Source organism: Alteromonas sp. 4NH20-0056 (assembly GCF_057539655.1).
In genome coordinates, this window is record NZ_BAAJLS010000015.1 from 31,771 (window position 1) to 53,322 (window position 21,552).

Here is a 21,552-nt window from a genome sequence, read left to right on the forward strand (position 1 = left end):
ATGATGGTGGAGCTAGTGGTTACGTTTCACTAACAGCTCACTAAAAGCGACTAAACTGTCGGTATTGTAGGGCAAACAGGCAAGCGCTTGAAGCGCATTTTGGTGCAATTTTGATAACACGTGTTTAGCACCATCCATACCTAGGGCAGCCGGGAATGTATTTTTGCCAAGTTCTTCATCCGAACCGGCCGGCTTTCCAAGTTGTTCGCTATTACCTTCAACGTCCAGAATGTCATCTTGAACCTGAAATGCAAGCCCCATGTCGTCAGCGAAGGCGAGCAAGTGGGCTTTGTCGTCTTCCTCTAACCCATCGCACACGACCGTTATCATTTCAACGCAAGCGCGTAATAATGCGCCGGTTTTAAGATTGTGAAGTTCTTTTAATTGCTCGATATCAATTGTCTGACCGGTACTGGACAAATCAATTGCTTGTCCGCCGCACATGCCTTGGTAGCCAGCGGCTTTGGCTAATACTGATATTAGTGCAACCCGCTGCGATGACGCATAAGCGCTTAGCTCTGCATCTGCTAATGAAGAAAAGGCAAGTGATTGTAATGCGTCACCGGCTAAAATAGCGGTGGCTTCATCAAACGCAATATGGCATGTAGGTTTGCCGCGGCGCAGGTCATCGTCGTCCATCGCTGGAAGGTCATCGTGTGCGAGCGAGTAAGCATGAATGCATTCGATGGCATTACTGATTGCTATTTGGTCTTTTTTAGGGACATCAAGAATGTTGCCTACAAGTTGTACAAGCAAAGGTCGCATTCGCTTACCGCCGGCTAACAACGCGTGTTGCATAGCGGCCTTTAGCCGAGGCGCATGGTTTGGAAGTGTCTCTAGCAAAGACAATAAAGATGCATCAGTGTTGTGCTTTATCTGCTGATGCAGTGCAGTAAAATTCATACTTTACCTAAAGGTTAATAATTCAGTTTAAGTCTGGTTACTTTCGGGAAGTGCAGTCAGTGTTTCTTCGCCATTTTCACTAAGTAAAATTTTTACTTTTTGTTCTGCCTGTTCTAAACACGCCTGCCCCTGTCTAGAGAGTGCCACTCCTCGCTCAAATTTAGCGAGCGCTTCGTTAAGTGGTAGGTCGCCACCTTCCATATCACTTACAATATCCTCTAATTCACTAAGGGTCTCTTCGAATGAAGGAGAATCTTTTTGGTCGGTCATAATAGCGCCTATTTGTAGGAAGTCACAGGTACGCGCACATTAACTGAGGGGCGTGAAAGGGTCAAATGGTTTGTCTTTATGGCCTTCATTAGACCACCATCCTGAGGGATAAAGGCTATAATTTTATCTTTACAGGCTTATTTTTACGCTATACGTGTCGTGTGCGGGCTGCTACAACGTAATCCGTTGGATGGTTATCATAAAAATATGCTAATTTATCCGTAACTTGTTATAGAAATTCTATCGTTTGCCGATAGAATTAACGAAGAGTAATAACACCTACCGCGCAATATGGGGAAGAGTAAGTGGATTTAGCAACCGTCATAGGTATGTTGGGCGCCATCGGTTTCGTGGTTATGGCCATGTTGATGGGCGGCAGTATGAGTATGTTTATCGACGTACCTTCTACGCTAATTGTATTTGGTGGAACCTTGTTCGTCGTATTATCCCAGTTTACGTTAGGCCAGTTCTTTAACGCGGGGAAAGTGGCAGGCAAAGCCTTCATGTTCAAAATCGACACCCCTGAAGAACTTATTGAAAAAATTGTCGAAATGGCAGACGCTGCGCGAAAAGGGGGCTTTTTAGCGCTGGAAGAAGCAGAAATTAGTAACCCTTTTATGCAAAAGGGAGTCGATATGTTGGTCGATGGCCACGATATTGAAGTGGTGAGAGAAACCATGGCCAAAGATATTTCGATGACTACCGACAGGCACGACTTCGGGATCTCTATTTTTAAGGGTATGGGCGATGTTGCGCCCGCAATGGGAATGATAGGTACGTTGATTGGTTTGGTTGCCATGTTGTCGAACATGGACGACCCGAAAGCCATCGGGCCAGCGATGGCCGTTGCACTACTTACAACATTGTATGGAGCGTTTCTTGCGAACGTTATTTGTCTCCCCATGGCAGTTAAGTTGGCTAATCGTGCTGCTGAAGAAAAGCTTAACCAAAGCTTAGTGCTAGACGGAATAGTGGGTATTGCGGATGGCCAAAACCCTCGTGTTATCGAAGGTATTTTGAAAAACTACCTTGCAGCCAGTAAGCGCGGCACTGCAGAGGAAGAATAATGGCACAAGAAGAATGCCCTAAGTGTCCCCCTGAAGGCCTTCCTGCATGGATGGGGACCTTTGCGGATCTAATGTCCCTACTTATGTGCTTTTTCGTACTCTTGTTAGCATTCTCTGAAATGGATGTACTGAAGTTTAAGCAAATAGCAGGTTCAATGAAATTTGCTTTTGGGGTACAAAACAAAATAGAAGTAAAAGATATACCTAAGGGTACCAGTGTTATCGCCATGGAGTTTAGACCCGGTAAGCCGGACCCTACACCTATCGAGACCATTCAACAACAAACCATTGAAATGACGCAGCAGATGCTAGAGTTTCAAGCCGGTGATGAAGACTCTGCTGGCGGCCGTCAAAAACAGCGCGGCGAGCAACGCGGTGGTCAAGCACAGCAAACGGCAACCGACCAGTCTTCCTCTGCGTCACAAAGTAGCGACCAGACGCAAACCGCTGAGATGATGAAAAAAGTTGCTCAGCAATTACAAAAGCAAATCTTAGATGGCTCTATTGAAATGGAGTCGCTAGGTCAGCAGATTACTATTCGTATTCGAGAGAACGGTTCATTTTCCGCAGGCTCTGCATTTTTACAACCGCAGTTTCAGCCTATATTGAGAAAAATAGGAACCTTGTTGGCTGATGTGCCCGGCGAAATAGAAATATCGGGTCATAGCGATGGCCAACATATCGCTAATGAGCTGTATCGGTCGAACTGGGATCTGTCTTCTCAACGCGCGGTTGCCGTGGCAGAGGCGATGAGAACAGCGCCTGGCTTTGATGAGAGCCGAATGTCAGTGGTAGGTAAGGCAGATACTAACCCTATTGTTGAAAACGCTGTATTGCCTGAAGACCGCGCACGAAACCGTCGTGTAGAGATTAATATTAATCAGGGTAAACCGATGCTGTCGAAACCCATCTCGGTTGTGGATGAGTAAAGCGTCGATGGGTATCGCCATTAGAGCGACATCATACTGGATAGAATAAAAAAGCGGCACAGGCCGCTTTTTTAAATTTAGAATAGGACATCAGTAGTGTTAACGCGCTAGTTCATCTCTGTGGTGTGGTTTGGACAACACGAGTTGGACGGTGCTAATGGTTCTTTCAAGAAACCCTCCCTCGCAATATTTTAAGTAGTATGTCCACATGCGAACGAACCTTTCATCATACCCATCTTTTAACAACGCATCTTTTGCGTCGATAAATGCCTCATACCAATGATTAAGCGTTTTGGCATAATCCAACCCGATATCATGAAGGTCTCTTATCATTAAGTTGCTGTAGCGCTTAAGGTGCGAATTCAGCTGATATTGTGAGGGAAGAAAGCCACCTGGGAAAATATATTTTTGAATAAAATCGACACTGCTTGCATAGCTGTCATATCGACGGTCATCGATAGTGATTGATTGCAACAGCATTAATCCATCATCTTTTAGTAACGAAGAACATTTGTCGAAGAAGTTTCCAAGGTACTCCTTACCCACGGCTTCAATCATTTCAATCGAGACAAGTTTGTCATACTTGCCCTCTAACAGGCGATAGTCGCGTTTTAGCAGTGTAATCTTGTCGCTGAGGTTCTCTTTTGCTATCCATTCTTGGGCCCAAGCGTGCTGCTCTTCGGAAATGGTGGTCGTAGTCACCTTACAGCCGTAGTGTTTGGCGGCATATACTGCTAGACCACCCCAACCGGTACCAATCTCCAACAAATGATCGGATTCATTCAGCATTAACTTGTCGCAAATAGTCTTTAACTTATGGTTCTGTGCTTCATGTAGCGAGCTATTTACATCAGGATAAATAGCCGATGAATACATCATGGTATTATCAAGGAAACGGGTGTAGAGCTTGTTACCTAAATCGTAATGCGCTTCGATGTTTTTCTTGGCTTGCGCCGCGGTATTGCGACGGGCAAAATGCTGCACTTTCATAATGGGCATGGTTAGCCATTTGAATTTGTTTTCCCACTCGTCAAGGGTTGGAAGGTTGCGAGCAAAAACCTGCACAACAGAGGTGACATCGTCGCTTGTCCAATAGCCATCCATATATGCCTCACCAGCACCAACGCTTCCACCAAGTAATAGAGGCTTATAGGCTTTAGGGCTAAGGATGTTGACGGTCGCGCGAAGGCTATCATTCTTGTTGCCAAACTGAGCAATAGTGCTACCGTTTTCCTGAATGGTTAACGAACCTAAGGGCAGACTTTGAAGACACTGCAAGAATATCTTTCTACATGTTTTATCTATAAAAGACGCGTCTGAAGTCGAAGTAAGTACAGATTCACCAAAAGACATATTATTATTGTTCCTGACTCTTTTCTGGATGTGAATAAAGGGGCGTTCGCTTTATAAAAAGCTTCAACGCTTGCCAATAAATACCAATCACGGTTTTAATTGTCATACTAGGTATACGTTTAATTGCTTTAGATAGATTCGCATTATCTAACGGTACTCGTGATAAATTTATTCCCGCGCTAAACTCTTTGTCCTGGCGCACGCAGTCCATCACTAACGAAAGTGTGGTACTTGGCTGGGTAATTCGCCACTTGTATTGCATATCCATAGGGTTAAAGGGCGATACATGAAACGCTTTTTGAGTGTCTGCTTGCGTGTTTAAATCGACCAAGTAATAGTGGCGCTCGTTCCATGGTGTATTACTCACTTCAGCAAGCATATGGGTAAACGTTCCACTGGCGCCTTTGAGGTAGTAAAAATTTACCGGGCTGAAATAAATTCCCCATGTTCGTAGCTGACCGAGCATAAACACATCGCCTTCAAGCTCCGTTTCGCTCAACGTGTTCATTTTCTCACGTACCGCGTCTTCTAAAGGCATCGTAGCCGGGCCTAAGTAATCACTGCGCTTAAATTGAGCGGGGCCCCATTTATCTAACGTAAAGCGATTTACTTGGGACGCAATTGTATTTATGTCGTTAAGTTGTAGCCAGAACAAGTTAATGTCGTAGCTAAACTTGTGTTGGGTTGGCAAAAAGCGTTCATGATACACCTTGCCTTGATAAATGGCGCTGTCTGTCACAGCGCAGCTCCAAATCGTTTACATACATCAAGCGCGCTTCTTACGCCGTCTTCATGGAACCCGTTGTACCAATATGCCCCACAGAAATGCAGATGATCGACGCCACATATTTCTAGGCGACGTTGTTGTGCGTTAACCATGGGCGCACTGTATTGTGGGTGGGAGTAGTTGTACTCACCTAATATCGATGCTTTATCGATTTCAGCAGTGTTATTTAAGGTTACACAGTATTCCGTTTTTGCGGTAAGGCACTGAAGAATGTTCATGTCGTAAGTGACAGAAGCAGGTCGTGATTCTTCTGTCGCGTCTTCTTTTAAACGATAGTTCCAACTTGCCCACGCAAGGCGGCGGTCAGGCAACTGGCCGATATCTTTGTGCATTACTACGTCATTAGGTGTGTAGGGGATGGCGCCAAGAATGTCTTGCTGGGTATCCGTTGGGGTTTTCAGCATGGCCAGCGCTTGGTCGCTGTGACAAGCGAATATGACTTCATCGAACGTGTTCTGTGCGCCAGTGGAGTCGGTAATAACCCACTGTTCACCGGCCCGTTCAACGTGTTTTACGCCACAACTCGTTCTAATATTTTCTCGAAAGCCTTGAATCATTGGATCGATATAAGTACTAGAGCCACCTTTAATAGTGTACCACTGGGGCCTATCGGTGATATTTAACAACCCATGATTATTGAAAAATTGTAGAAAGAAGGTGAGTGGGAATTGGCGTGTTTGTGCAAGACTCGCGGACCATATCGCAGCACACATGGGCAAAATGTAGTACTTAGAAAAGTCTTCACTAAGCGATAATTCCTCAATAACGTCTTGCAATGTCAACCCCGAGGTATCTCTATTTTCAGCCACCATTGCTTTACAGGCTTTGTTAAATTTCAGAATATCACGAACAATTCGCCAAAATTTAGGGCGTAAAATATTTCTTCTTTGCGCAAATAGGCTGTTTAGATTGTTGCCATTGTATTCAAGGTTCGCTTTTTTGCTGGTGACAGAAAAACTCATTTCAGTGGGTTGATACGCCACACCTAGCTTTTTCATTAATGCGATAAAATTAGGATAAGTCCAATCGTTAAAAACAATGAAGCCTGTGTCTATTCGGTGCGTCTCACCGCCATCCTCGATTGTTTTCGTCGCCGTATGGCCGCCGATATAGTCATTTTCTTCAAAAACAGTGATATCATTTTCACTGTGTAATAAATGTCCGCACGTTAAACCCGAAATGCCGGTTCCAATAATTGCTATTTTCTTTGTCATTATTATTACTTCTCGTTTCGCATACCCAACGACAATTTCTTTTTAAGGCCGTCTGTTAACGTATTCATGCATCGTAAGATATACCCAAACATTCTCGGGAAATAAATGCTGCTTTTACCGCTCTCAATACCTTTTAACATTGCCTCAGCTGCTTCGTCAGCTGTTATCTTCATCGGCATGTCAAAATCATTTTTATCAGTCAGTGGTGTTTCCACAAACCCTGGCGATACCGCTTGAACCTTTACACCTTTATCATGTAAATCTACTTCCAAGCTTTTGGTGAAGTAATGTACCGCAGCCTTGCTCGCGCCATAGGCCTGTGAACGAGTAAATGGCATTAGCCTAGCCATACTGTCTACTATCACGAGGGAATCGCCTTTTTTAAGGTTGGGTAACACCGCTTCAACACAATGCACGACACCGAAAAAATTTGGCTCGAAGACACGTCGGAACATGTCCGACTCGAAGTGTTCTACGTCGACATATTCACACGTTCCCGCATTAAAAACGTAATAATCTGCGTTTACCTCTTTAAGTGCATCTCGCGCACTTTCTAGAGAAGAAACATCAAAGCGAAGAGGTTCGATATTTTCTATTTTGCTTAACTCATTTAATGCGTCTTCGTTTCTACCGCATGCAATAACACGATAGTTGTTTTTTGCCGCATGTAATGCAAGTGCTTTACCGATACCTGATGTGGCACCTGTGATTAATAGAGATTTCATGATGACATACTCTTTTTTATCTTTTTGATAACAAAGCCAAGGACGGGGATGTGCTCGTAGACCATTTCGCCAAGGTCATAATAGTCTTTATGGTAAGTAATAATATCATTCTCTACTTTGAGCTGCGTCGTGCCATCGAGAGTGATGACTTTTCGTCCTTTCTTCAACGTGAGCGTCATTGTCCAGTTCGCCACATGAGTGAAGGAAGTCTCGGAAGAAGAACTATGCACATTTGAGCACGCTACGATCGTTGCAATGTCGAATGAACAGCTCTGCGCTTGGGTAAGCAGATTGGAAAAGTAATGCTGCACGTCTGCCAACCCTTTGTGCGTGGTAATAGGGTCGATAAAAACGACATCCCTACCATAGATAGTGGCTAAGTCATCCGACGATACCTTGCATAGATCCGTGTAAATTTTACAAAAACGCTCGATTACATTCATAGAACTTTGATTTTTAACCAATCCTTGCTCCTCAAGATGCATTAAATTCCTGTCAATTGCTAGCGAAGCTGCGTTTTATTACCCGCGAGTCACAACCCGTTGTTGTAAATTCTACACGCTAGACTCCGCGCCAACTAACGTGTTGTACGCATACAAGGTTTTACCTATTGCTGCGTAATGTGGATCAAACAGCAAGACGGTTAATTTAATGTAGTGTGAAAATTTTTCCGATTCGATCCAATTTACTCACACCAGCGTAATGTAAATTGTCTATGAGGATTGTTATTGTATGAGCGAAAACCGTTTTTCTTTATTTCCACTTTCAGCCCATTTGCTTCCCGAAGGTAGGATGGCGCTACGCATTTTTGAGCCAAGATATGTGCGCATGGTGAAAGAGGCATGTGCCGCGGATAAAGGGTTTGTCATGTGTATGCTGAACGCGAGAGGTGACAAGGAAAAGAACGAACATATCTTGAAGTATGGCACGTTCGCCAAAGTCATCGACTTTGATATGCTCGACGATGGGCTGCTTGGCATAAAGGTTGCTGGTATTAATATTGTTGAAGTGTCTTCAATCGAGACAGAGCGAGATGGCTTAAGAACAGGTATATGTAAAACTGTAGCGCCGAACCGTTGTGACATTTCTCCGAAACAGATAATGCCTATGGACGAAAGATTAAAAGAGATTTTTGACCGTTATGGTGAACTTAAGTCGCTCTATGAGGCGCCTAAGTTTGACGACCCAGAGTGGGTACTTAATCGCTGGTTAGAATTATTGCCAGTCGACGGTGAACAAAAGCAACAATTTATAGCGAACAACGACAGTAAAATGCTACTTAATTATCTGTCAGCCTTAATTCCGTGAGGCAGACGACAGTGACAGTATCGTTTTATTACAAAATCGTAATCTAATTCGCTTAATTCTAGCAATCTCTTTTTACTGTAACGTCGTAGAATAAACTTAAATAACGGAAGAGCGGACGAAACCTATGTTAGTTGGAATTCCTTTGGAACAAAGTAATAGCACAGTGAAGCCTAAAGAGTGCGCCACTGAAATGTCAGATTACATTGTGCTAGTTGCTGAAAACCGCTGTAAACGATCGTTTTCCCGAGTGTTTAATTATTTTGCACCGCGATTGCGTTCATACGCGTTAAAGCAAATGGGAAACGAAGCACTAGCGATGGAGCTTGTTCAAGATACGATGTCAAACGTATGGCAGAAAGCGCATCTATTCAATTCAGAGAAGGGGTCGCCTTCTACGTGGATTTTCACAATAGCGCGCAACATCCGCTTTGATATGCTTCGTAAGCTGCAAAACCGAAAAGAAGATGTTTGTTCAGACGATTTATGGCCTGTTCTATGCGAGCAGACTGCAGACGTCAACGAAACGTCTTTGGACGACCAGGTTACGTTAGAACAAATCGGTCATCTTTTTGATGCGCTACCGCTTAAACAAAAAGCGGTGATTGAGGCGATATATATTGACGGCAAATCGCAGCAAGAAGTTGCTGATCAGCTAGCCATTCCTCTAGGAACGGTTAAGTCAAGAACGCGTCTTGCCCTTCAACGTTTAAAAGGCATGCTAAACGACAATGATTAAGTTTCACCCAAGCTCTCAGCAAATTTCAGAATTTGTAGAAGGCACGCTACCTCCAGCTGTATCTCTTCTGGTCTCGGCGCACAGTGATATGTGTCCGTCTTGCCAGAAAAGAATTGAGACAGAAACTGAGTTGTTGGCGAACAGTATATTAGAAAGCAGTGATGTCGATGATAGCCAGTCTCAAGAAATGCATGACACAATGTCATTCGACTCTATGCTGTCCTTCATCACACAAATGCCATCGTCAAACGAAGGCGACATTGTGGTAGCCAAGAAGGCTTCGCGAAAAAGCGTTGCGATAGAACTCGACGGTAGAAAATTCGAATTACCGAGAACGCTTCACCGTTACACCGATAAAACGGGAAATTGGTCGAGCTTAGTTGGAAAACTGTGGCAAGCCCCGGTAGAAGTAGGCAACAAAGGCGTTGCGAATTTTATTTTCATGGGGCAGGGCGGAAGTGTACCTGAGCATACTCATCGAGGTAACGAGTATACGTTGGTTATTGACGGTGAATTCAGTGACGGCCTAAATAATTATGATACGGGTGATTTCATCTATATGGATGGTAACCACACTCATACGCCTCGCGCCGATAAAAGCGAAGGCTGTTTGGTGTTTAGTATCGTAGATCAGCCACTTCACTTTACGTCAGGCTTGGCACGGTTATTAAACCCATTTAGCCACTTATTTTTCAAATAAAAAAAGCGCACATTGTGCGCTTTTTTGTTCTCAGCTCATCTTACTTTAGCTAATGAAATCACTGCTTGGATAGTTTAATTTCAATGTTTTCATTGCATTATCTTTCAAGTCATTCAAACCAAGTTGTTCATAACTAGATACCATGATTTCTAGCGCTTGCTGCACCTGCGTGGTGTCTGGGAAGTGTTCAATAACATATCTGCCGCGATTCGCTGCTGCGACGTAAGCCTGTCTTCTCATATAAAAGCGCGCTATGGCAATTTCGTAACGAGCCAAACGGTCTTTAATGTGAAGCATTCGCTTCTTGGCATCGGCGGCATATTTACTGTCAGGGTATTGCTGTATTAAACGTCTGAAATCTTCAAATGCTTCTCGTGACTGAGAGGGATCGCGGTCAGTTCTGTCTATGTTCATTAACTCTTGGAATAAGTTGCTGTCCGTTTCCATGTTAGTTAGCCCACGCATGTAATAGGCGTAGTCTACATCGGAGTGATTAGGGTTGAGGCGAACAAACCTATCTATTGTTGCGAGTGTTTCCGATGTTTTACCCGATTTATAGTAACTATAAATCAGGTCAAGCTGCACTTGGTGGGAAAGGGGTCCAAACGGATACCGAGAATCAAGCGCGCTGAGAGTTTGTGCCGCAGCACTAAAATTGCCAACTTCCATACTCTGTTTTGCTCTGTCGTATAGTTGTTGTGCACCCATATTGGCCAATACGGCTTTCTCTTCTTTAGAGTCAGAAGAGCTACAACCTGATACAGATACCATGGCTCCAAACAATACAGGGGCCAACAAACGAAGTGATTTCATAATAATTCTTTTTCCTGCTAAACAGTTTTATTGCTCTGCTGTCTACGCTTTGGTGCTTTCATTCGACACGATTAGACTATTCTAACGTACTACTTATAAGAAAAACTATACAAAATAGTAAACAACGCAGTGTACAGCGAGAAAGCTTGTTATAATACCCTTTTTACATGCAATCTTTGGTGTTATGACGCAACCGAGCAACACAATACATTTAGAAGCTTCAACGGAAGCTTCGCATTTTGGTTTACGGTTAGATCAGGTTTTGGCTGATTTGTTCCCTGAATATTCACGTTCTAAGTTAAAAACGTGGATCCAAGAGGGCAATGTCGCCATAAACGGTGAAACTGTGACTATTCCTCGCCACAAAATGCAGATGGATGAGCATATAACGGTAAATGCCGAAATGGAGATTCAAGTAACGAGCGAGGCGCAAGATATCGCGCTTAATATCGTTTACGAAGATGATCATATTCTTATCATTAATAAGCCTGCCGATTTGGTCGTGCACCCAGGTGCAGGCAATCCAAATGGCACGTTACTTAACGCGCTGCTTAACCATGTACCAGAAATCGACAAGGTGCCCCGCGCAGGGATTGTGCACCGGTTAGATAAAGACACGACTGGCCTAATGGTCGTGGCTAAAACGGTTCCGGCTCAAACCTATCTGGTTGACCAACTTCAACGCCGTGAAATGAGCCGAGAGTATGAAGCGATAGCGTTGGGCACGATGGTAGCGGGTGGTATTGTTGATGAACCAATAGGTCGTCACGCGACAAAGCGCACTCACATGGCGGTAAGAGAAAATGGCAAACCAGCGATTACCCATTTTCGCGTGATTGAAAAGTTTCGCGCTTATACCCATTTGCGATTGAAGCTAGAAACCGGCCGTACGCATCAAATCCGTGTTCACATGGCGCATATCAAGCACCCTTTGCTTGGCGACCAAGTCTATAGCGGTCGTCCACGCTTACCAAAAGGGGCGTCAGACGAGTTCGTATCAACGCTAAGGCAATTTCAGCGACAGGCGCTTCACGCTGCACAGCTTTCATTATTTCACCCCGAGACTGAAGAGTGGATGACATGGAAAGCGCCATTACCTGAAGACATGCAAAATCTTCTCGTGGCCGTAAGACAAGATACAAAGGATAACCCGCCAGACTTGCTATGAGTACCATACCTCATTTCATCAAACCTTGTTGGTCTGTACCGCCTAATATTGTTGCCTATACGACAACAAGGTTAGGCGGTTTTAGCCAGGCGAACTATCAAGGTCTAAATGTTGGAATGCACGTTGGTGATAACACCGATACAGTAAGTAAAAACAGAGCGCTTTTGCCTAATAGCAGCAAGCTAGTCTGGCTCAATCAAGTGCATGGTAATGAAATAGTGCAGCTTGATAGCACGCTGCAATCGCAAGCTCCTCCCGATGCTGACGGGGCTTTTAGTTGCTCGGCGGATTATCACTGTGCGGTCATGACCGCAGACTGTCTACCTATATTACTGTGTGACGCGAAAGGGACTCAGGTCGCTGCCGTGCATGCAGGTTGGAAAGGGCTAGAATTACGTATACTAGAAAACGCAATAACGCGTTTTCGTGCTCCCTTGCGTGAAATTTCAGCTTGGATAGGCCCGGCTATTTGTAAAAGGTGTTATGAGGTCGACAACACGCTTATGACAAAATTTGACCAATATCCAAGTGCAATAACGCCAAGTGAAAACGTAAATAAATATCTGCTCGACCTTCCACATATTGCAAAGTTACAGCTAAACGAAATAGGCGTAAGTAACGTTACGTTAAGCCAGCTTTGCACGTATTGTGACAATGACACGTTTTATTCTCACCGTTACGCCACCCATAAATGCCTTACGCCAACAGGTAGGATCGTCAGCGTGATTGGTTTGCGCTAAATCAAACAATTTATACTCTTTTTGTTCTCGCACTTGAATAGCCATCATTAAGCGCCCATAAATGAAGCATAGGTCATTTGATACTTTCAGGATGTAACCATGCGATTAGACAGATTTACTAGCAAATTTCAGCTTGCAATCTCCGATGCACAATCACTGGCACTTGGTCGTGATCACCAATATATCGAACCTGTTCATTTGTTGACCGCCATGCTCAATCAGCAAGGTGGCTCGCTTCGTCCATTGTTAGATCAAGCTCATGTCAATGTGAACGCACTGCGCTCGGCACTAAGTGAAGCCGTAGACCGCCTTCCCCGAATAGATGGGATTGGCGGGGACGTACAGCTAAGCAAAGACAGCATTATATTGCTCAATTTGTGTGACAAAATTGCTCAACAACGAAAAGACGATTACATCACATCTGAAATATTTGTTTTGGCAGCGCTGCAAGACAAAGGGCGTTTAGGCGATGTGCTACGCCAGTTAAATGTTAAAAAAGAAACGATTGAACAAGCCATTGATAATATGCGAGGCGGACAGACTGTAACCGATCCTAACGCAGAAGACGTCAGACAAGCGTTAGAAAAGTTTACAACAGATTTAACCGAACGTGCCGAGCAAGGGAAATTAGACCCTGTTATTGGGCGTGACGATGAAATAAGACGCACCGTACAAGTATTGCAACGTAGAACTAAGAACAACCCGGTTCTAATTGGTGAGCCTGGAGTGGGTAAAACCGCTATTGTTGAAGGGCTTGCTCAGCGTATTATCAACGGTGAAGTACCAGAAGGGCTTAAGAATAAACGCGTGCTATCGCTTGATATGGGCGCGTTGGTCGCGGGCGCCAAATATCGCGGAGAGTTTGAAGAACGCCTAAAAGCGGTATTGAACGAGCTGGCTAAAGAAGAAGGCCGGGTTATTCTATTTGTTGACGAATTGCATACCATGGTTGGCGCCGGTAAAGGCGAAGGGGCAATGGATGCTGGTAATATGCTTAAACCTGCCCTTGCTAGAGGGGAGCTACATTGTGTCGGTGCGACAACGTTAGATGAATACCGTCAGTACATAGAGAAAGACGCTGCACTTGAACGTCGTTTCCAAAAGGTGTTGGTTGAGGAGCCAAGTGTCGAAGACACCATTGCTATTCTCCGGGGCCTTAAGGAGCGGTATGAACTTCATCACTCTGTGGATATTACCGACCCAGCGATTGTTGCTGCTGCGACCCTATCTCATCGCTATATTAGCGACAGACAGCTTCCCGACAAAGCCATTGATTTAATCGATGAGGCCGCGTCTAGTATTCGCATGCAAATCGATTCAAAACCAGAAGACATGGACAGACTCGAGCGAAGAGTTATCCAGCTAAAGCTTGAAGAACAGGCGTTAGCGAAGGAAACTGATGATGCAAGTCATAAACGCCTGGAAATGATCGAGCTAGAGCGCGAGCAAGCTGAAAGTAAATATGCTGAGCTTGAAACGGTGTGGCTAGCCGAAAAAGATGCGATGCAAGGCACCCAAACCATTAAGTCTGAGCTTGAGCAAGCAAAGCTTGATTTAGAAATTGCTCGTAGGGCTTCCGATTTGAACCGTATGTCTGAATTGCAATACGGGCGTATACCTGAGTTAGAAGCCAAGCTAGAGCAGGCTGCTGAAAAGGAAACGGTTGAAACCAACTTAGTTAAAAACAAAGTAACAGACAGCGAAATTGCAGACGTATTATCTCGTTGGACTGGTATTCCAGTAGCGCGAATGCTTGAGGGCGAGCGCGAAAAATTACTTAGAATGGAAGATGTGCTTCATAAACGTGTTGTCGGGCAACAAGAAGCGGTTAACGCGGTATCGAATGCTATTAGACGGTCAAGAGCGGGACTTGCCGATCCTAACCGACCCATAGGTTCATTCCTGTTTTTAGGCCCGACCGGGGTGGGTAAAACCGAGTTATGTAAAGCATTGGCGGGTTTCATGTTCGATACCGAAGATGCCATGATTCGAATAGATATGTCTGAGTTTATGGAAAAGCATTCTGTTGCACGTTTAGTTGGGGCTCCTCCTGGTTATGTGGGTTATGAAGAAGGTGGCTATCTTACTGAGGCGGTGCGCAGAAAACCCTATTCGGTTATTTTACTTGATGAGGTTGAAAAGGCACATCCCGACGTATTCAACATACTTCTTCAAGTGCTTGATGACGGCCGTTTAACTGACGGGCAGGGCCGTACAGTTGATTTTAAAAATACCGTTGTGATCATGACGTCTAACTTGGGCTCTGACATCATTCAAGACAAACATGGTGAAAGCCAGTACGAAGAGATGAAAGAGATGGTCATGAATGTTGTTGGTCAACACTTTAGACCTGAGTTTATCAACCGTGTGGACGATATCGTGGTGTTCCATCCGTTAGGTAAAGAGCAAATTAAGTCTATTGCAAAAATTCAATTGGCAACATTACGGGCGCGTCTGGTAGATAAGGGCTACAAGCTTACGCTTTCAGCTGCCGCAATGGATAAAATTGCCGAAGCAGGCTTCGATCCGGTGTTTGGTGCAAGACCGCTTAAGCGTGCCATCCAGGTTCAGATAGAAAACCCATTGGCACAGAAGCTGTTAGCGGGCGACTTACTGCCTGAGTCTACTATTCGAATTGACGTAGACAACGAACAACTATATATCGTTAATCAGTAATATTTTCTTGCACTCGTGCTAAATAAAAAAGGCGCCTTTACCCGGTAAAGACGCCTTTTTCGTATAGGTATCGCTGTCAGAGACCGTCTAACAACGCCTGTGCTTTAGGACGCATAAAGAACGGGCGCTCAACATTGACCGCGAACGTGAGTTCAGCTTTGGCTTCCTCTACTCTGCCGAGTTTAGAAAGCGTGTAGCCAAGGTGGTATCGAATGTTCGGATCTTGCGCATCACGAGAAAATGCGTCGCGTAGCATTTTAAGGCTTCCTTCGTAGTCTTCTTGTTGTGCTTTTATCCATCCAAACGTATCAAGTATACGCGATGCATTTGGCTGTATTTGATAAGCGCGTTCAGCATACTTGTATGCTTCAACCAACGATGTATCAATGTGCATAATCGCCAGCCGGTTTAACGCTTCTGCTGGATTAAGCAAGTCAGGTTCGTTTATCAACGATTGATATAGCGTAATCGATTCGTCAAACTCCCTTATAAAAAAGAGGTATTGCGCTAATAAATTTTTAGCCAGGAGATTATCTTCATTTTGTTGTATCAAAGAGCGCGCTGTATCTAAGAAAGTATCAACGAACTCTTCATTCAAGGCATAGTTATAAAGCGCGATAAAAGCTTGAGCAAACCGTGGCTCAATCTCGAGTGATTTTTTGAATGCATCAACAGCGTTTACATCCGCTGACTTACTCGCAAACACCCTACCGGTTAAAAACCAATACAACGGCGTTTCTTGTTGCGACTTAGGTAACGTTCTAATGACACGCTCTGCCGCGGGGACTTTTTCGAAATCAAGTAACAAGCTAGCGTAACGAAACGCCACAAACGGTGCCTCATTTGAGGTTTCATAGGCTTGTTGCATTGCATCAAGGGCAGCATCTGATTTATCTACTCTGCGCAGTAAATCACTGTAAGTCATAAGTTTGCTTGGCTCAGTCTTAATAAAGTTACTGGCAACGCTTAACACTTTTTCAGCATCGTCTTGTTTATTAGCGTTAATCAACAAAGCGGCTTTACGTAATAAATAGTCGCCATTATCGAACTCGTCTTTTAGCAATAAATCAAGATGATACAGTGCGCTTTTACTATCACCTTGCTGTTGATATAACGCCGATACGCGCTCTCTTGCGGTCTTGTTTTTCGGGTTTAGCGTAAGCACGTCTAAATAGATTTGTTTTGCGCTATCTACATCGCCTTGTTTGGTAAGGTTGAAAGCTTTTAGCATCAAGGTTTCATTATGCTGTGGCGACAACGCAAGTAATTCTTCTACTAGTACCGAAGAGCGGGCATCATTCCCCAGCCGGCTTTCCGTAGCGGCTAAGTTAAACTTCGCAGGGAATAACGTAGGGTTAATCGCGAGTGCTTGTTCTATATTTACCTTCGCTTCTTCAAGTTTGCCCTGACGGATTAATATACCCGCTTTAAGGTTGAACACTTCAGCCTCTTCAGGAAATATCACTGCCAATTTATCTGCGCCGGCAATCGCTTTATCGAAACGCCCTCCCTGAAGGTTCATCAAGGCGTAGGTAAATAGAAAACCTGCGTTGTCTTCATAGTTAGGCAAGTTTGCTTCGAGAATAGACAATGCTTCGTCTTGTTTGCCACGTGCAGCCATTAACTTAATTTTAAACAGTTGAAGTTTGCCCGTGTCGGGGTACTTTTCCTCTAATACTTGCAGTAATCGTTCGGCTTTGAATGCTTTATTTTCTCTAATAAACAGGTCGCCAAGCATTAACGCTGAATCTACGTCTTCCATTAAAGCGTCTTGATATCGCTCTAGTAGTAGCAGCGCTTGTTTATCTTGTTGCGTCGCCATGTAAACCTGCGAAAGCATCAGAACCGCTTGCAGGTCATCAGGCTGCTGCTGAACATAGGTATTGAAATCTTTTGCCGCACTTTCCATGTTGTTGTTAAAGAAATTAGTGAGGCCACTGATATATAACAGCATAGGCTGCGAGGTGATCAAGTCTGGATCAAGCTGCGCCATGAAGTCGTTTAATTCTTTGAGCTTCTCGTTATCCAGCGCTTTCTCACCGTCTCGACTCGATAGCCAGCTGTCTAACAAAATGGCCAGCGGATCGTTAGGGGTGTCTTCAATAATTTCATCAACAAACAGTTTCGCCGTGTCGTAATCTTTTGCCTCAAGATAAAGGTCGACTAAGTTTCTCAGCGCTATTGGGTCGTCACGATTAAAACTAAGGGCTTTTTGTAGGTGTGCGGTTGCGCCTTCTTTGTCACCGTTTCGATAAGCAAGCTGCCCCTTTAAACGCCATGTAATGGCATTTTCTGGCTCAATTGACATTGCCTTATCGATTAAGGCTGACGCGTTATGCAACTCTTCATTTTGTAAGGCAATAGATGCAAGGCCGTTAATAGCTGGAACAAACTGGGGCCACCTGGCCACAATGGCGTTGTAGTCTTTTAACGCGCATGCCTCATCTTCAAGGCGGATACAGGCAGTGGCTCTAATTAATAGCCATTCTCGCTCGGCATTGCCAGAAAGCTTATCAGCATCTGAAAACGCGATAATATCTTCATATTGATTAAGGAAAAGCCATGTATTTCCTAATGGCTCAGCTAACAAGTTTACATCTGCACCCATTTCGAGAGCTTCTGTAAACTCTAACTCTGCGGCGGTCAAATAACCGTTAATTAGAAGGATTTCACCCATTAAAAGCTTTGCTGCCAGGTTTTCTGGGTCTTTTTGTAAACTGTTTTTAAGGTGGATATAAGCTTCGTCGTATGTATTATTCTTAAAGGCCGTGAGGGCTTTCTCATAATCTTCAGATGTGGTTGCTGCGCTATTAAAAGCAACCAGCGATGACAGTGCAGCAAAAAAGAATGTGCGTTTTAAAAAGCGTTTTTTAGGGGTGACAGCGTCCATAATTACCTTAAGGGTTTCTAGCAATAGCTTACAATAAGCATAAAAAAAGGTGGCCAAAGCCACCTTCTAAAGATACGTGTTTTCTAACTGTTTTTAAACAATTAAACGCTACGTTTACGTCTCCACGCTAACATACCAAGGCCTAAGCCCATAAGCGCAAGCATACCTGGCTCACTGACTTCGGTTGAAGGTGTAGTTTTGCTGATAGAGATGTCTAATGTTGAAAGTTTGAGGCCCACGCCATCGCCTGATGTGCTACCTACACTATCAAAAATGCTGTTGTAAGCACCCACTAACCAGTATTTTGCCTTACCAGTGATATTTGTGAAGCTAGATTCGTAGAGACCATTGCTGCCTTTCGAACCAACACCAAAATGACCAAGCGTTCCAGAAATTATATCGCCTTTTACATTCTGCCATGTAGCGCTTGTGCCAGAAAAGAAAGAATTAATGTTATCTATACCAGCTACCGTGACTTCTTTGTTGCCGTTATCACCGTGCATCCAACTAAATCCGGCACCCTTTAGGGTAACTGCTTCGCTGAATGTGAAAAGGAACATATCGAAGTCACCGCCGCCAGAAAAGTTATCTGCTGAGTGGCTATCGCCGCTTACATCATTTTCTATCCCGTAACCGTATTTTCTATTTTGGCTCGTACATCCTGTCTTAGTAATATCGCAGTTGTACCAGCCGTCTATAACGCCCGAACCTAGAATGTTATCGTTAGCCCCTTCGTTATCAGACCAGCCAGAAAAGCCCATCGAAATTGAGACTCCATCGATATCAACAGTCGTACCTTGTAAGATAGGCGTTGAAGTATGCGATATGTTATCGTTTTTCAACGACACAGTTGCTTCATGTAAACTTGTATCGGCAAAGGCATTAGTTGCCGCGATTAGAGCGATGCTTGAAACAATAGACTTAACTACATTCATTAATACGGTACCAGAAGTAAGGATTGTAAATATTACATACCTCTTAGCATTTACCGTGCCACTATTTACAGTGTTGATTCTAAAGAGTTTTTTGGTTTTTTGTTTCTCATTTCCAGCACGGTGTAAAAAAAACTGACAGGTCTTACCTGTCAGTTTTAGTCTTTGGTCTATATTTATAGGTTATGGCGTTTTCGTCGCCACATCACAAGCAGTCCTGATGCTAAAAGCAACCCAGCCGCGCCTGGTTCGCTTACTGCTGTGGTTTCTGGGGGAGGGGAATTATCATCAATCGAAAACCCAATACTGGTAAGTTTAAAGGCGTCATTGTGAGAAGAGCCGCCTATGTTGCCAAATACCGTATTATAAGCACCAATTAACCAATACTTAGCTGAATCGTTAATAGCAAATTCCGATTTGTATTTAAGGTGCTCGTCTGTGGTATCACACTTTTCAATGTCATAAGACGCCGATATAGCATTTCCCACAATATCGCTCCACGTACTAGAACCCGAAGACAGTGCGCCTATATCATTAAGTGCTGCAACCGATACTTGCGAATCACTTTGATCGTAGACCCATGAGAAATTGGCGCCAGTCAATGACACGGCCTCATCAAACGAAAACAGAACAAAGTCGAAATCTTGCCAGTTACCGCTTTTTGTATTGATGTTGTCTATGGCATGGTCAGGTGAATTACTGGCAGATTCCCAGTCGCTGTTGGTTACACCATAGCCATAGTAGTTTGAGATTTTGTAAGTACTAGCACCAACGACGATGTCGTCATTATTACCGTAAGTATCCGCCCATCCGCTGATAGAAATGTTCACGCCGCCTATGGATACATCTGACAACGATGCATTAGTGCCTTCATAGGTACCGTTATCAACTAGGTTGTAGACATTTTCGCCAAGAGGCGAGTTGCACTCTGCAGCGGTAGTCTGCGTGGTCCCTCCGCAATGTGAGTAGTTGTTATGGTAATAGCTACCTGCCACTGTGACATTTGCTGCAAACAGCCCTGTCGCCATTAACGACATTTTTAATATCGAACTTAATCGCATTTCAATCTTCCAAAAATAAATTGATAGGGACAAGTTCTCTCTGCGCGTTGCACGAGGAACTTCAACATGGTTCATTGAGGATATAGGCAACGCAGACATTGTTCGGTATGTGATCGCATACCTTGTTATCTTTCGTATACAAGAAGGTGAGTTTCGGTACTCCTATGCGTAGCGCCCTATATATGAAATAATTAACAAAGAACTAGGCTAATTAATGAGAACATATGTCTGAACAAAAGCGAAAAGGGATTTACTTACTTCCCAATCTTCTAACTACTGCTGGGTTATTCTCAGGCTTCTTTGCAGTTGTTTCTTCAATGAACGGAAAGTTTGAAGCTGCGGCAGTTGCAATATTTGTTGCGATGATATTTGACGGCTTAGATGGTCGTGTTGCTCGAATGACCAACACGCAAAGCGATTTCGGTGCTGAATATGATTCTATGGCAGACATGGTGTCGTTTGGCATGGCCCCCGCTTTAGTCGCCTATAACTGGGGGTTAACCGAACTAGGCAAGTTTGGATGGCTCGCTGCGTTTGTATATGTTGCTGGAGCCGCGCTTCGATTAGCAAGGTTCAATACGCAAGTAGGTATTGCCGATAAGCGTTTTTTCCAAGGCTTAGCGAGTCCAGCTGCAGCTGCGGTTGTGGCGGGCTTTGTTTGGGTAGGTGTTGAATATGAAGCCAATGGTAACGATTATGGTTTCTTAGTAGCAGCGGTGACCGGTATCGCAGGGCTTCTTATGGTAAGTAACTTTAAATACAATTCATTTAAAGAAGTGAACTGGAGCGGTAAGGTACCTTTTGTTGCATTGCTACTTATATTGCTGGTGTTTGTTATCGTAGCGACTGAGCCCGCCCTTGTACTGTTTATAGTATTTGCACTTTATGCATTGGCAGGGCCAATCAACACATTTAGAACGGTAGATAAAGTAACGCTCGATGATGTTGTTGGTGATCACGAAGAAGATGCAGACTTCTCTACTGAAAAAGAGCAGGAAAAGTAGCGTTTGATGAAGAAATACCGTTTTTAACGGCAATAAAACGCAAGATTGAACAAAAAGCGACCGAACGGTCGCTTTTTTCATTTTTATCTTCAATTTACTGTTGACCATGCGAAGGAAATAAGTAGAATGCGCGCCTCCTTAGACAGGAAGCGAAAGCCAACTGAAGTTAAGGTGTTCAGCAAAAAGTTTAAACGAAATAGTTTAAATAAAATGTTGACAAAAAAATGATGCGCTGTACTATACGCATCCGCTTCGAGAGAGGCACCGCTAAGGCGG

At 44.0% G+C, this 21,552-nt stretch carries 21 protein-coding genes; 9 read left to right on the forward strand and 12 right to left on the reverse strand.

Annotated features, from left to right (window positions below; all coding sequences use genetic code 11):
* Positions 1–12: 12 nt before the first annotated feature.
* Together AC27EZ_RS17665 and xseB are read right to left on the reverse strand one after the other, a co-directional pair.
* Positions 13–903, reverse strand: coding sequence for a farnesyl diphosphate synthase (locus AC27EZ_RS17665; protein ID WP_487136587.1), 891 nt, complete (start codon positions 901–903; stop codon positions 13–15).
* Between the two features lie 27 nt (positions 904–930).
* A complete protein-coding gene (xseB, locus tag AC27EZ_RS17670) occupies positions 931–1,173 on the reverse strand; it encodes an exodeoxyribonuclease VII small subunit (RefSeq protein ID WP_487136588.1) in 243 nt (80 codons plus the stop codon).
* Between the two features lie 305 nt (positions 1,174–1,478).
* Here xseB and pomA point away from each other — a divergent pair, with 305 nt between their 5' ends.
* Both pomA and AC27EZ_RS17680 read left to right on the forward strand, forming a co-directional pair.
* A complete protein-coding gene (gene pomA / locus AC27EZ_RS17675) occupies positions 1,479–2,240 on the forward strand; it encodes a flagellar motor protein PomA (RefSeq protein ID WP_421131908.1) in 762 nt (253 codons plus the stop codon).
* Positions 2,240–3,169: a flagellar motor protein MotB gene (locus tag AC27EZ_RS17680; RefSeq protein ID WP_487136589.1), complete on the forward strand. Its 930-nt coding sequence runs from the start codon at positions 2,240–2,242 to the stop codon at positions 3,167–3,169. The genes pomA and AC27EZ_RS17680 overlap by 1 nt, the downstream gene beginning before the upstream one ends.
* Before the next feature lie 99 nt (positions 3,170–3,268).
* On the opposite strand, the gene AC27EZ_RS17685 is transcribed toward AC27EZ_RS17680, so the two are convergent.
* Genes AC27EZ_RS17685 through AC27EZ_RS17705 form a run of 5 tightly spaced genes read right to left on the reverse strand, consistent with a single transcriptional unit; the run spans position 3,269 to position 7,691 of the window.
* A complete protein-coding gene (locus AC27EZ_RS17685) occupies positions 3,269–4,522 on the reverse strand; it encodes a class I SAM-dependent methyltransferase (protein ID WP_487136590.1) in 1,254 nt (417 codons plus the stop codon).
* A 4-nt stretch (positions 4,523–4,526) separates the two neighbouring features.
* On the reverse strand, positions 4,527–5,261 hold the full coding sequence (locus AC27EZ_RS17690; RefSeq protein ID WP_487136591.1) for a DUF1365 domain-containing protein: 735 nt from the start codon (positions 5,259–5,261) through the stop codon (positions 4,527–4,529).
* Complete coding sequence (locus AC27EZ_RS17695; RefSeq protein WP_487136592.1) at positions 5,258–6,523, reverse strand: NAD(P)/FAD-dependent oxidoreductase; 1,266 nt, start codon at positions 6,521–6,523, stop codon at positions 5,258–5,260. Before AC27EZ_RS17695 ends, AC27EZ_RS17690 begins: the two co-directional genes overlap by 4 nt.
* 5 nt (positions 6,524–6,528) lie before the next feature.
* A complete protein-coding gene (locus AC27EZ_RS17700; protein WP_487136593.1) occupies positions 6,529–7,248 on the reverse strand; it encodes an SDR family NAD(P)-dependent oxidoreductase in 720 nt (239 codons plus the stop codon).
* Positions 7,245–7,691: a nuclear transport factor 2 family protein gene (locus AC27EZ_RS17705; RefSeq protein ID WP_487136605.1), complete on the reverse strand. Its 447-nt coding sequence runs from the start codon at positions 7,689–7,691 to the stop codon at positions 7,245–7,247. The genes AC27EZ_RS17700 and AC27EZ_RS17705 overlap by 4 nt, the downstream gene beginning before the upstream one ends.
* 289 nt (positions 7,692–7,980) lie before the next feature.
* On the opposite strand from AC27EZ_RS17705, the gene AC27EZ_RS17710 reads away from it, so the two are divergent.
* From AC27EZ_RS17710 to AC27EZ_RS17720, 3 genes are all read left to right on the forward strand, one after another.
* The gene (locus tag AC27EZ_RS17710) at positions 7,981–8,556 is read left to right on the forward strand and encodes an LON peptidase substrate-binding domain-containing protein (protein WP_487136594.1); all 576 of its coding nucleotides are present in this window, start codon (positions 7,981–7,983) and stop codon (positions 8,554–8,556) included.
* Positions 8,557–8,680: 124 nt separating this feature from the next.
* On the forward strand, positions 8,681–9,292 hold the full coding sequence (locus AC27EZ_RS17715) for a sigma-70 family RNA polymerase sigma factor (RefSeq protein WP_421131900.1): 612 nt from the start codon (positions 8,681–8,683) through the stop codon (positions 9,290–9,292).
* On the forward strand, positions 9,285–9,992 hold the full coding sequence (locus tag AC27EZ_RS17720) for a ChrR family anti-sigma-E factor (protein WP_487136595.1): 708 nt from the start codon (positions 9,285–9,287) through the stop codon (positions 9,990–9,992). Before AC27EZ_RS17715 ends, AC27EZ_RS17720 begins: the two co-directional genes overlap by 8 nt.
* A gap of 45 nt (positions 9,993–10,037) precedes the next feature.
* Here AC27EZ_RS17720 and AC27EZ_RS17725 read toward each other — a convergent pair whose 3' ends face one another.
* Positions 10,038–10,805 carry an outer membrane protein assembly factor BamD gene (locus tag AC27EZ_RS17725; RefSeq protein WP_487136596.1) on the reverse strand — a complete coding sequence of 256 codons (768 nt, stop codon included), beginning with the start codon at positions 10,803–10,805 and terminating at the stop codon, positions 10,038–10,040.
* Positions 10,806–10,989: 184 nt separating this feature from the next.
* Here AC27EZ_RS17725 and rluD point away from each other — a divergent pair, with 184 nt between their 5' ends.
* The 3 genes from rluD (at position 10,990) to clpB (ending at position 15,389) form a co-directional block, all read left to right on the forward strand.
* Positions 10,990–11,973, forward strand: a complete 984-nt coding sequence (gene rluD, locus AC27EZ_RS17730) for a 23S rRNA pseudouridine(1911/1915/1917) synthase RluD (RefSeq protein ID WP_487136597.1) — start codon at positions 10,990–10,992, stop codon at positions 11,971–11,973.
* The gene (gene pgeF, locus AC27EZ_RS17735; RefSeq protein ID WP_487136598.1) at positions 11,970–12,713 is read left to right on the forward strand and encodes a peptidoglycan editing factor PgeF; all 744 of its coding nucleotides are present in this window, start codon (positions 11,970–11,972) and stop codon (positions 12,711–12,713) included. The genes rluD and pgeF overlap by 4 nt, the downstream gene beginning before the upstream one ends.
* A gap of 99 nt (positions 12,714–12,812) precedes the next feature.
* Positions 12,813–15,389 (forward strand): ATP-dependent chaperone ClpB, encoded by a 2,577-nt coding sequence (clpB, locus tag AC27EZ_RS17740; protein ID WP_487136599.1) that lies wholly within the window; start codon positions 12,813–12,815, stop codon positions 15,387–15,389.
* A 76-nt stretch (positions 15,390–15,465) separates the two neighbouring features.
* Here the strand turns inward: clpB and prsT are convergent, their stop codons facing one another.
* The 3 genes from prsT to xdp1 (AC27EZ_RS17755) all read right to left on the reverse strand — a co-directional run bounded on the left by prsT (position 15,466) and on the right by xdp1 (AC27EZ_RS17755) (position 20,272).
* Positions 15,466–18,279: an XrtA/PEP-CTERM system TPR-repeat protein PrsT gene (gene prsT, locus AC27EZ_RS17745; RefSeq protein WP_487136600.1), complete on the reverse strand. Its 2,814-nt coding sequence runs from the start codon at positions 18,277–18,279 to the stop codon at positions 15,466–15,468.
* Between the two features lie 101 nt (positions 18,280–18,380).
* Entirely contained in the window at positions 18,381–19,214 is an 834-nt protein-coding gene (gene xdp1 / locus AC27EZ_RS17750; RefSeq protein ID WP_487136601.1) for an exosortase-dependent surface protein XDP1, read from the reverse strand.
* Between the two features lie 173 nt (positions 19,215–19,387).
* Positions 19,388–20,272 (reverse strand): exosortase-dependent surface protein XDP1, encoded by an 885-nt coding sequence (gene xdp1, locus AC27EZ_RS17755; RefSeq protein WP_487136606.1) that lies wholly within the window; start codon positions 20,270–20,272, stop codon positions 19,388–19,390.
* A gap of 224 nt (positions 20,273–20,496) precedes the next feature.
* Between xdp1 (AC27EZ_RS17755) and pssA the strand changes: the two genes are divergently transcribed.
* Positions 20,497–21,276 (forward strand): CDP-diacylglycerol--serine O-phosphatidyltransferase, encoded by a 780-nt coding sequence (pssA, locus tag AC27EZ_RS17760; RefSeq protein WP_487136602.1) that lies wholly within the window; start codon positions 20,497–20,499, stop codon positions 21,274–21,276.
* An 89-nt stretch (positions 21,277–21,365) separates the two neighbouring features.
* Here pssA and AC27EZ_RS17765 read toward each other — a convergent pair.
* Positions 21,366–21,552, reverse strand: a 187-nt coding sequence (locus AC27EZ_RS17765) for a hypothetical protein (protein ID WP_487136603.1), incomplete at its 5' end; no start/stop codon positions are given.

Excerpts from the sequence above, each read along its gene's own strand:
- xseB (WP_487136588.1), bottom strand. The coding sequence starts at position 1,173 with ATGACCGACCAAAAAGATTCTCCTTCATTCGAAGAGACCCTTAGTGAA.
- AC27EZ_RS17685 (WP_487136590.1), bottom strand. The coding sequence starts at position 4,522 with ATGTCTTTTGGTGAATCTGTACTTACTTCGACTTCAGACGCGTCTTTT.
- xdp1 (WP_487136601.1), bottom strand. The coding sequence starts at position 19,214 with ATGAATGTAGTTAAGTCTATTGTTTCAAGCATCGCTCTAATCGCGGCA.
- prsT (WP_487136600.1), bottom strand. The coding sequence starts at position 18,279 with ATGGACGCTGTCACCCCTAAAAAACGCTTTTTAAAACGCACATTCTTT.
- pssA (WP_487136602.1), top strand. The coding sequence starts at position 20,497 with ATGTCTGAACAAAAGCGAAAAGGGATTTACTTACTTCCCAATCTTCTA.
- AC27EZ_RS17695 (WP_487136592.1), bottom strand. The coding sequence starts at position 6,523 with ATGACAAAGAAAATAGCAATTATTGGAACCGGCATTTCGGGTTTAACG.
- rluD (WP_487136597.1), top strand. The coding sequence starts at position 10,990 with ATGACGCAACCGAGCAACACAATACATTTAGAAGCTTCAACGGAAGCT.
- AC27EZ_RS17705 (WP_487136605.1), bottom strand. The coding sequence starts at position 7,691 with ATGAATGTAATCGAGCGTTTTTGTAAAATTTACACGGATCTATGCAAG.
- AC27EZ_RS17720 (WP_487136595.1), top strand. The coding sequence starts at position 9,285 with ATGATTAAGTTTCACCCAAGCTCTCAGCAAATTTCAGAATTTGTAGAA.
- clpB (WP_487136599.1), top strand. The coding sequence starts at position 12,813 with ATGCGATTAGACAGATTTACTAGCAAATTTCAGCTTGCAATCTCCGAT.
- pgeF (WP_487136598.1), top strand. The coding sequence starts at position 11,970 with ATGAGTACCATACCTCATTTCATCAAACCTTGTTGGTCTGTACCGCCT.
- AC27EZ_RS17700 (WP_487136593.1), bottom strand. The coding sequence starts at position 7,248 with ATGAAATCTCTATTAATCACAGGTGCCACATCAGGTATCGGTAAAGCA.
- xdp1 (WP_487136606.1), bottom strand. The coding sequence starts at position 20,272 with ATGCGATTAAGTTCGATATTAAAAATGTCGTTAATGGCGACAGGGCTG.
- AC27EZ_RS17710 (WP_487136594.1), top strand. The coding sequence starts at position 7,981 with ATGAGCGAAAACCGTTTTTCTTTATTTCCACTTTCAGCCCATTTGCTT.
- AC27EZ_RS17680 (WP_487136589.1), top strand. The coding sequence starts at position 2,240 with ATGGCACAAGAAGAATGCCCTAAGTGTCCCCCTGAAGGCCTTCCTGCA.
- AC27EZ_RS17665 (WP_487136587.1), bottom strand. The coding sequence starts at position 903 with ATGAATTTTACTGCACTGCATCAGCAGATAAAGCACAACACTGATGCA.
- AC27EZ_RS17725 (WP_487136596.1), bottom strand. The coding sequence starts at position 10,805 with ATGAAATCACTTCGTTTGTTGGCCCCTGTATTGTTTGGAGCCATGGTA.
- AC27EZ_RS17715 (WP_421131900.1), top strand. The coding sequence starts at position 8,681 with ATGTTAGTTGGAATTCCTTTGGAACAAAGTAATAGCACAGTGAAGCCT.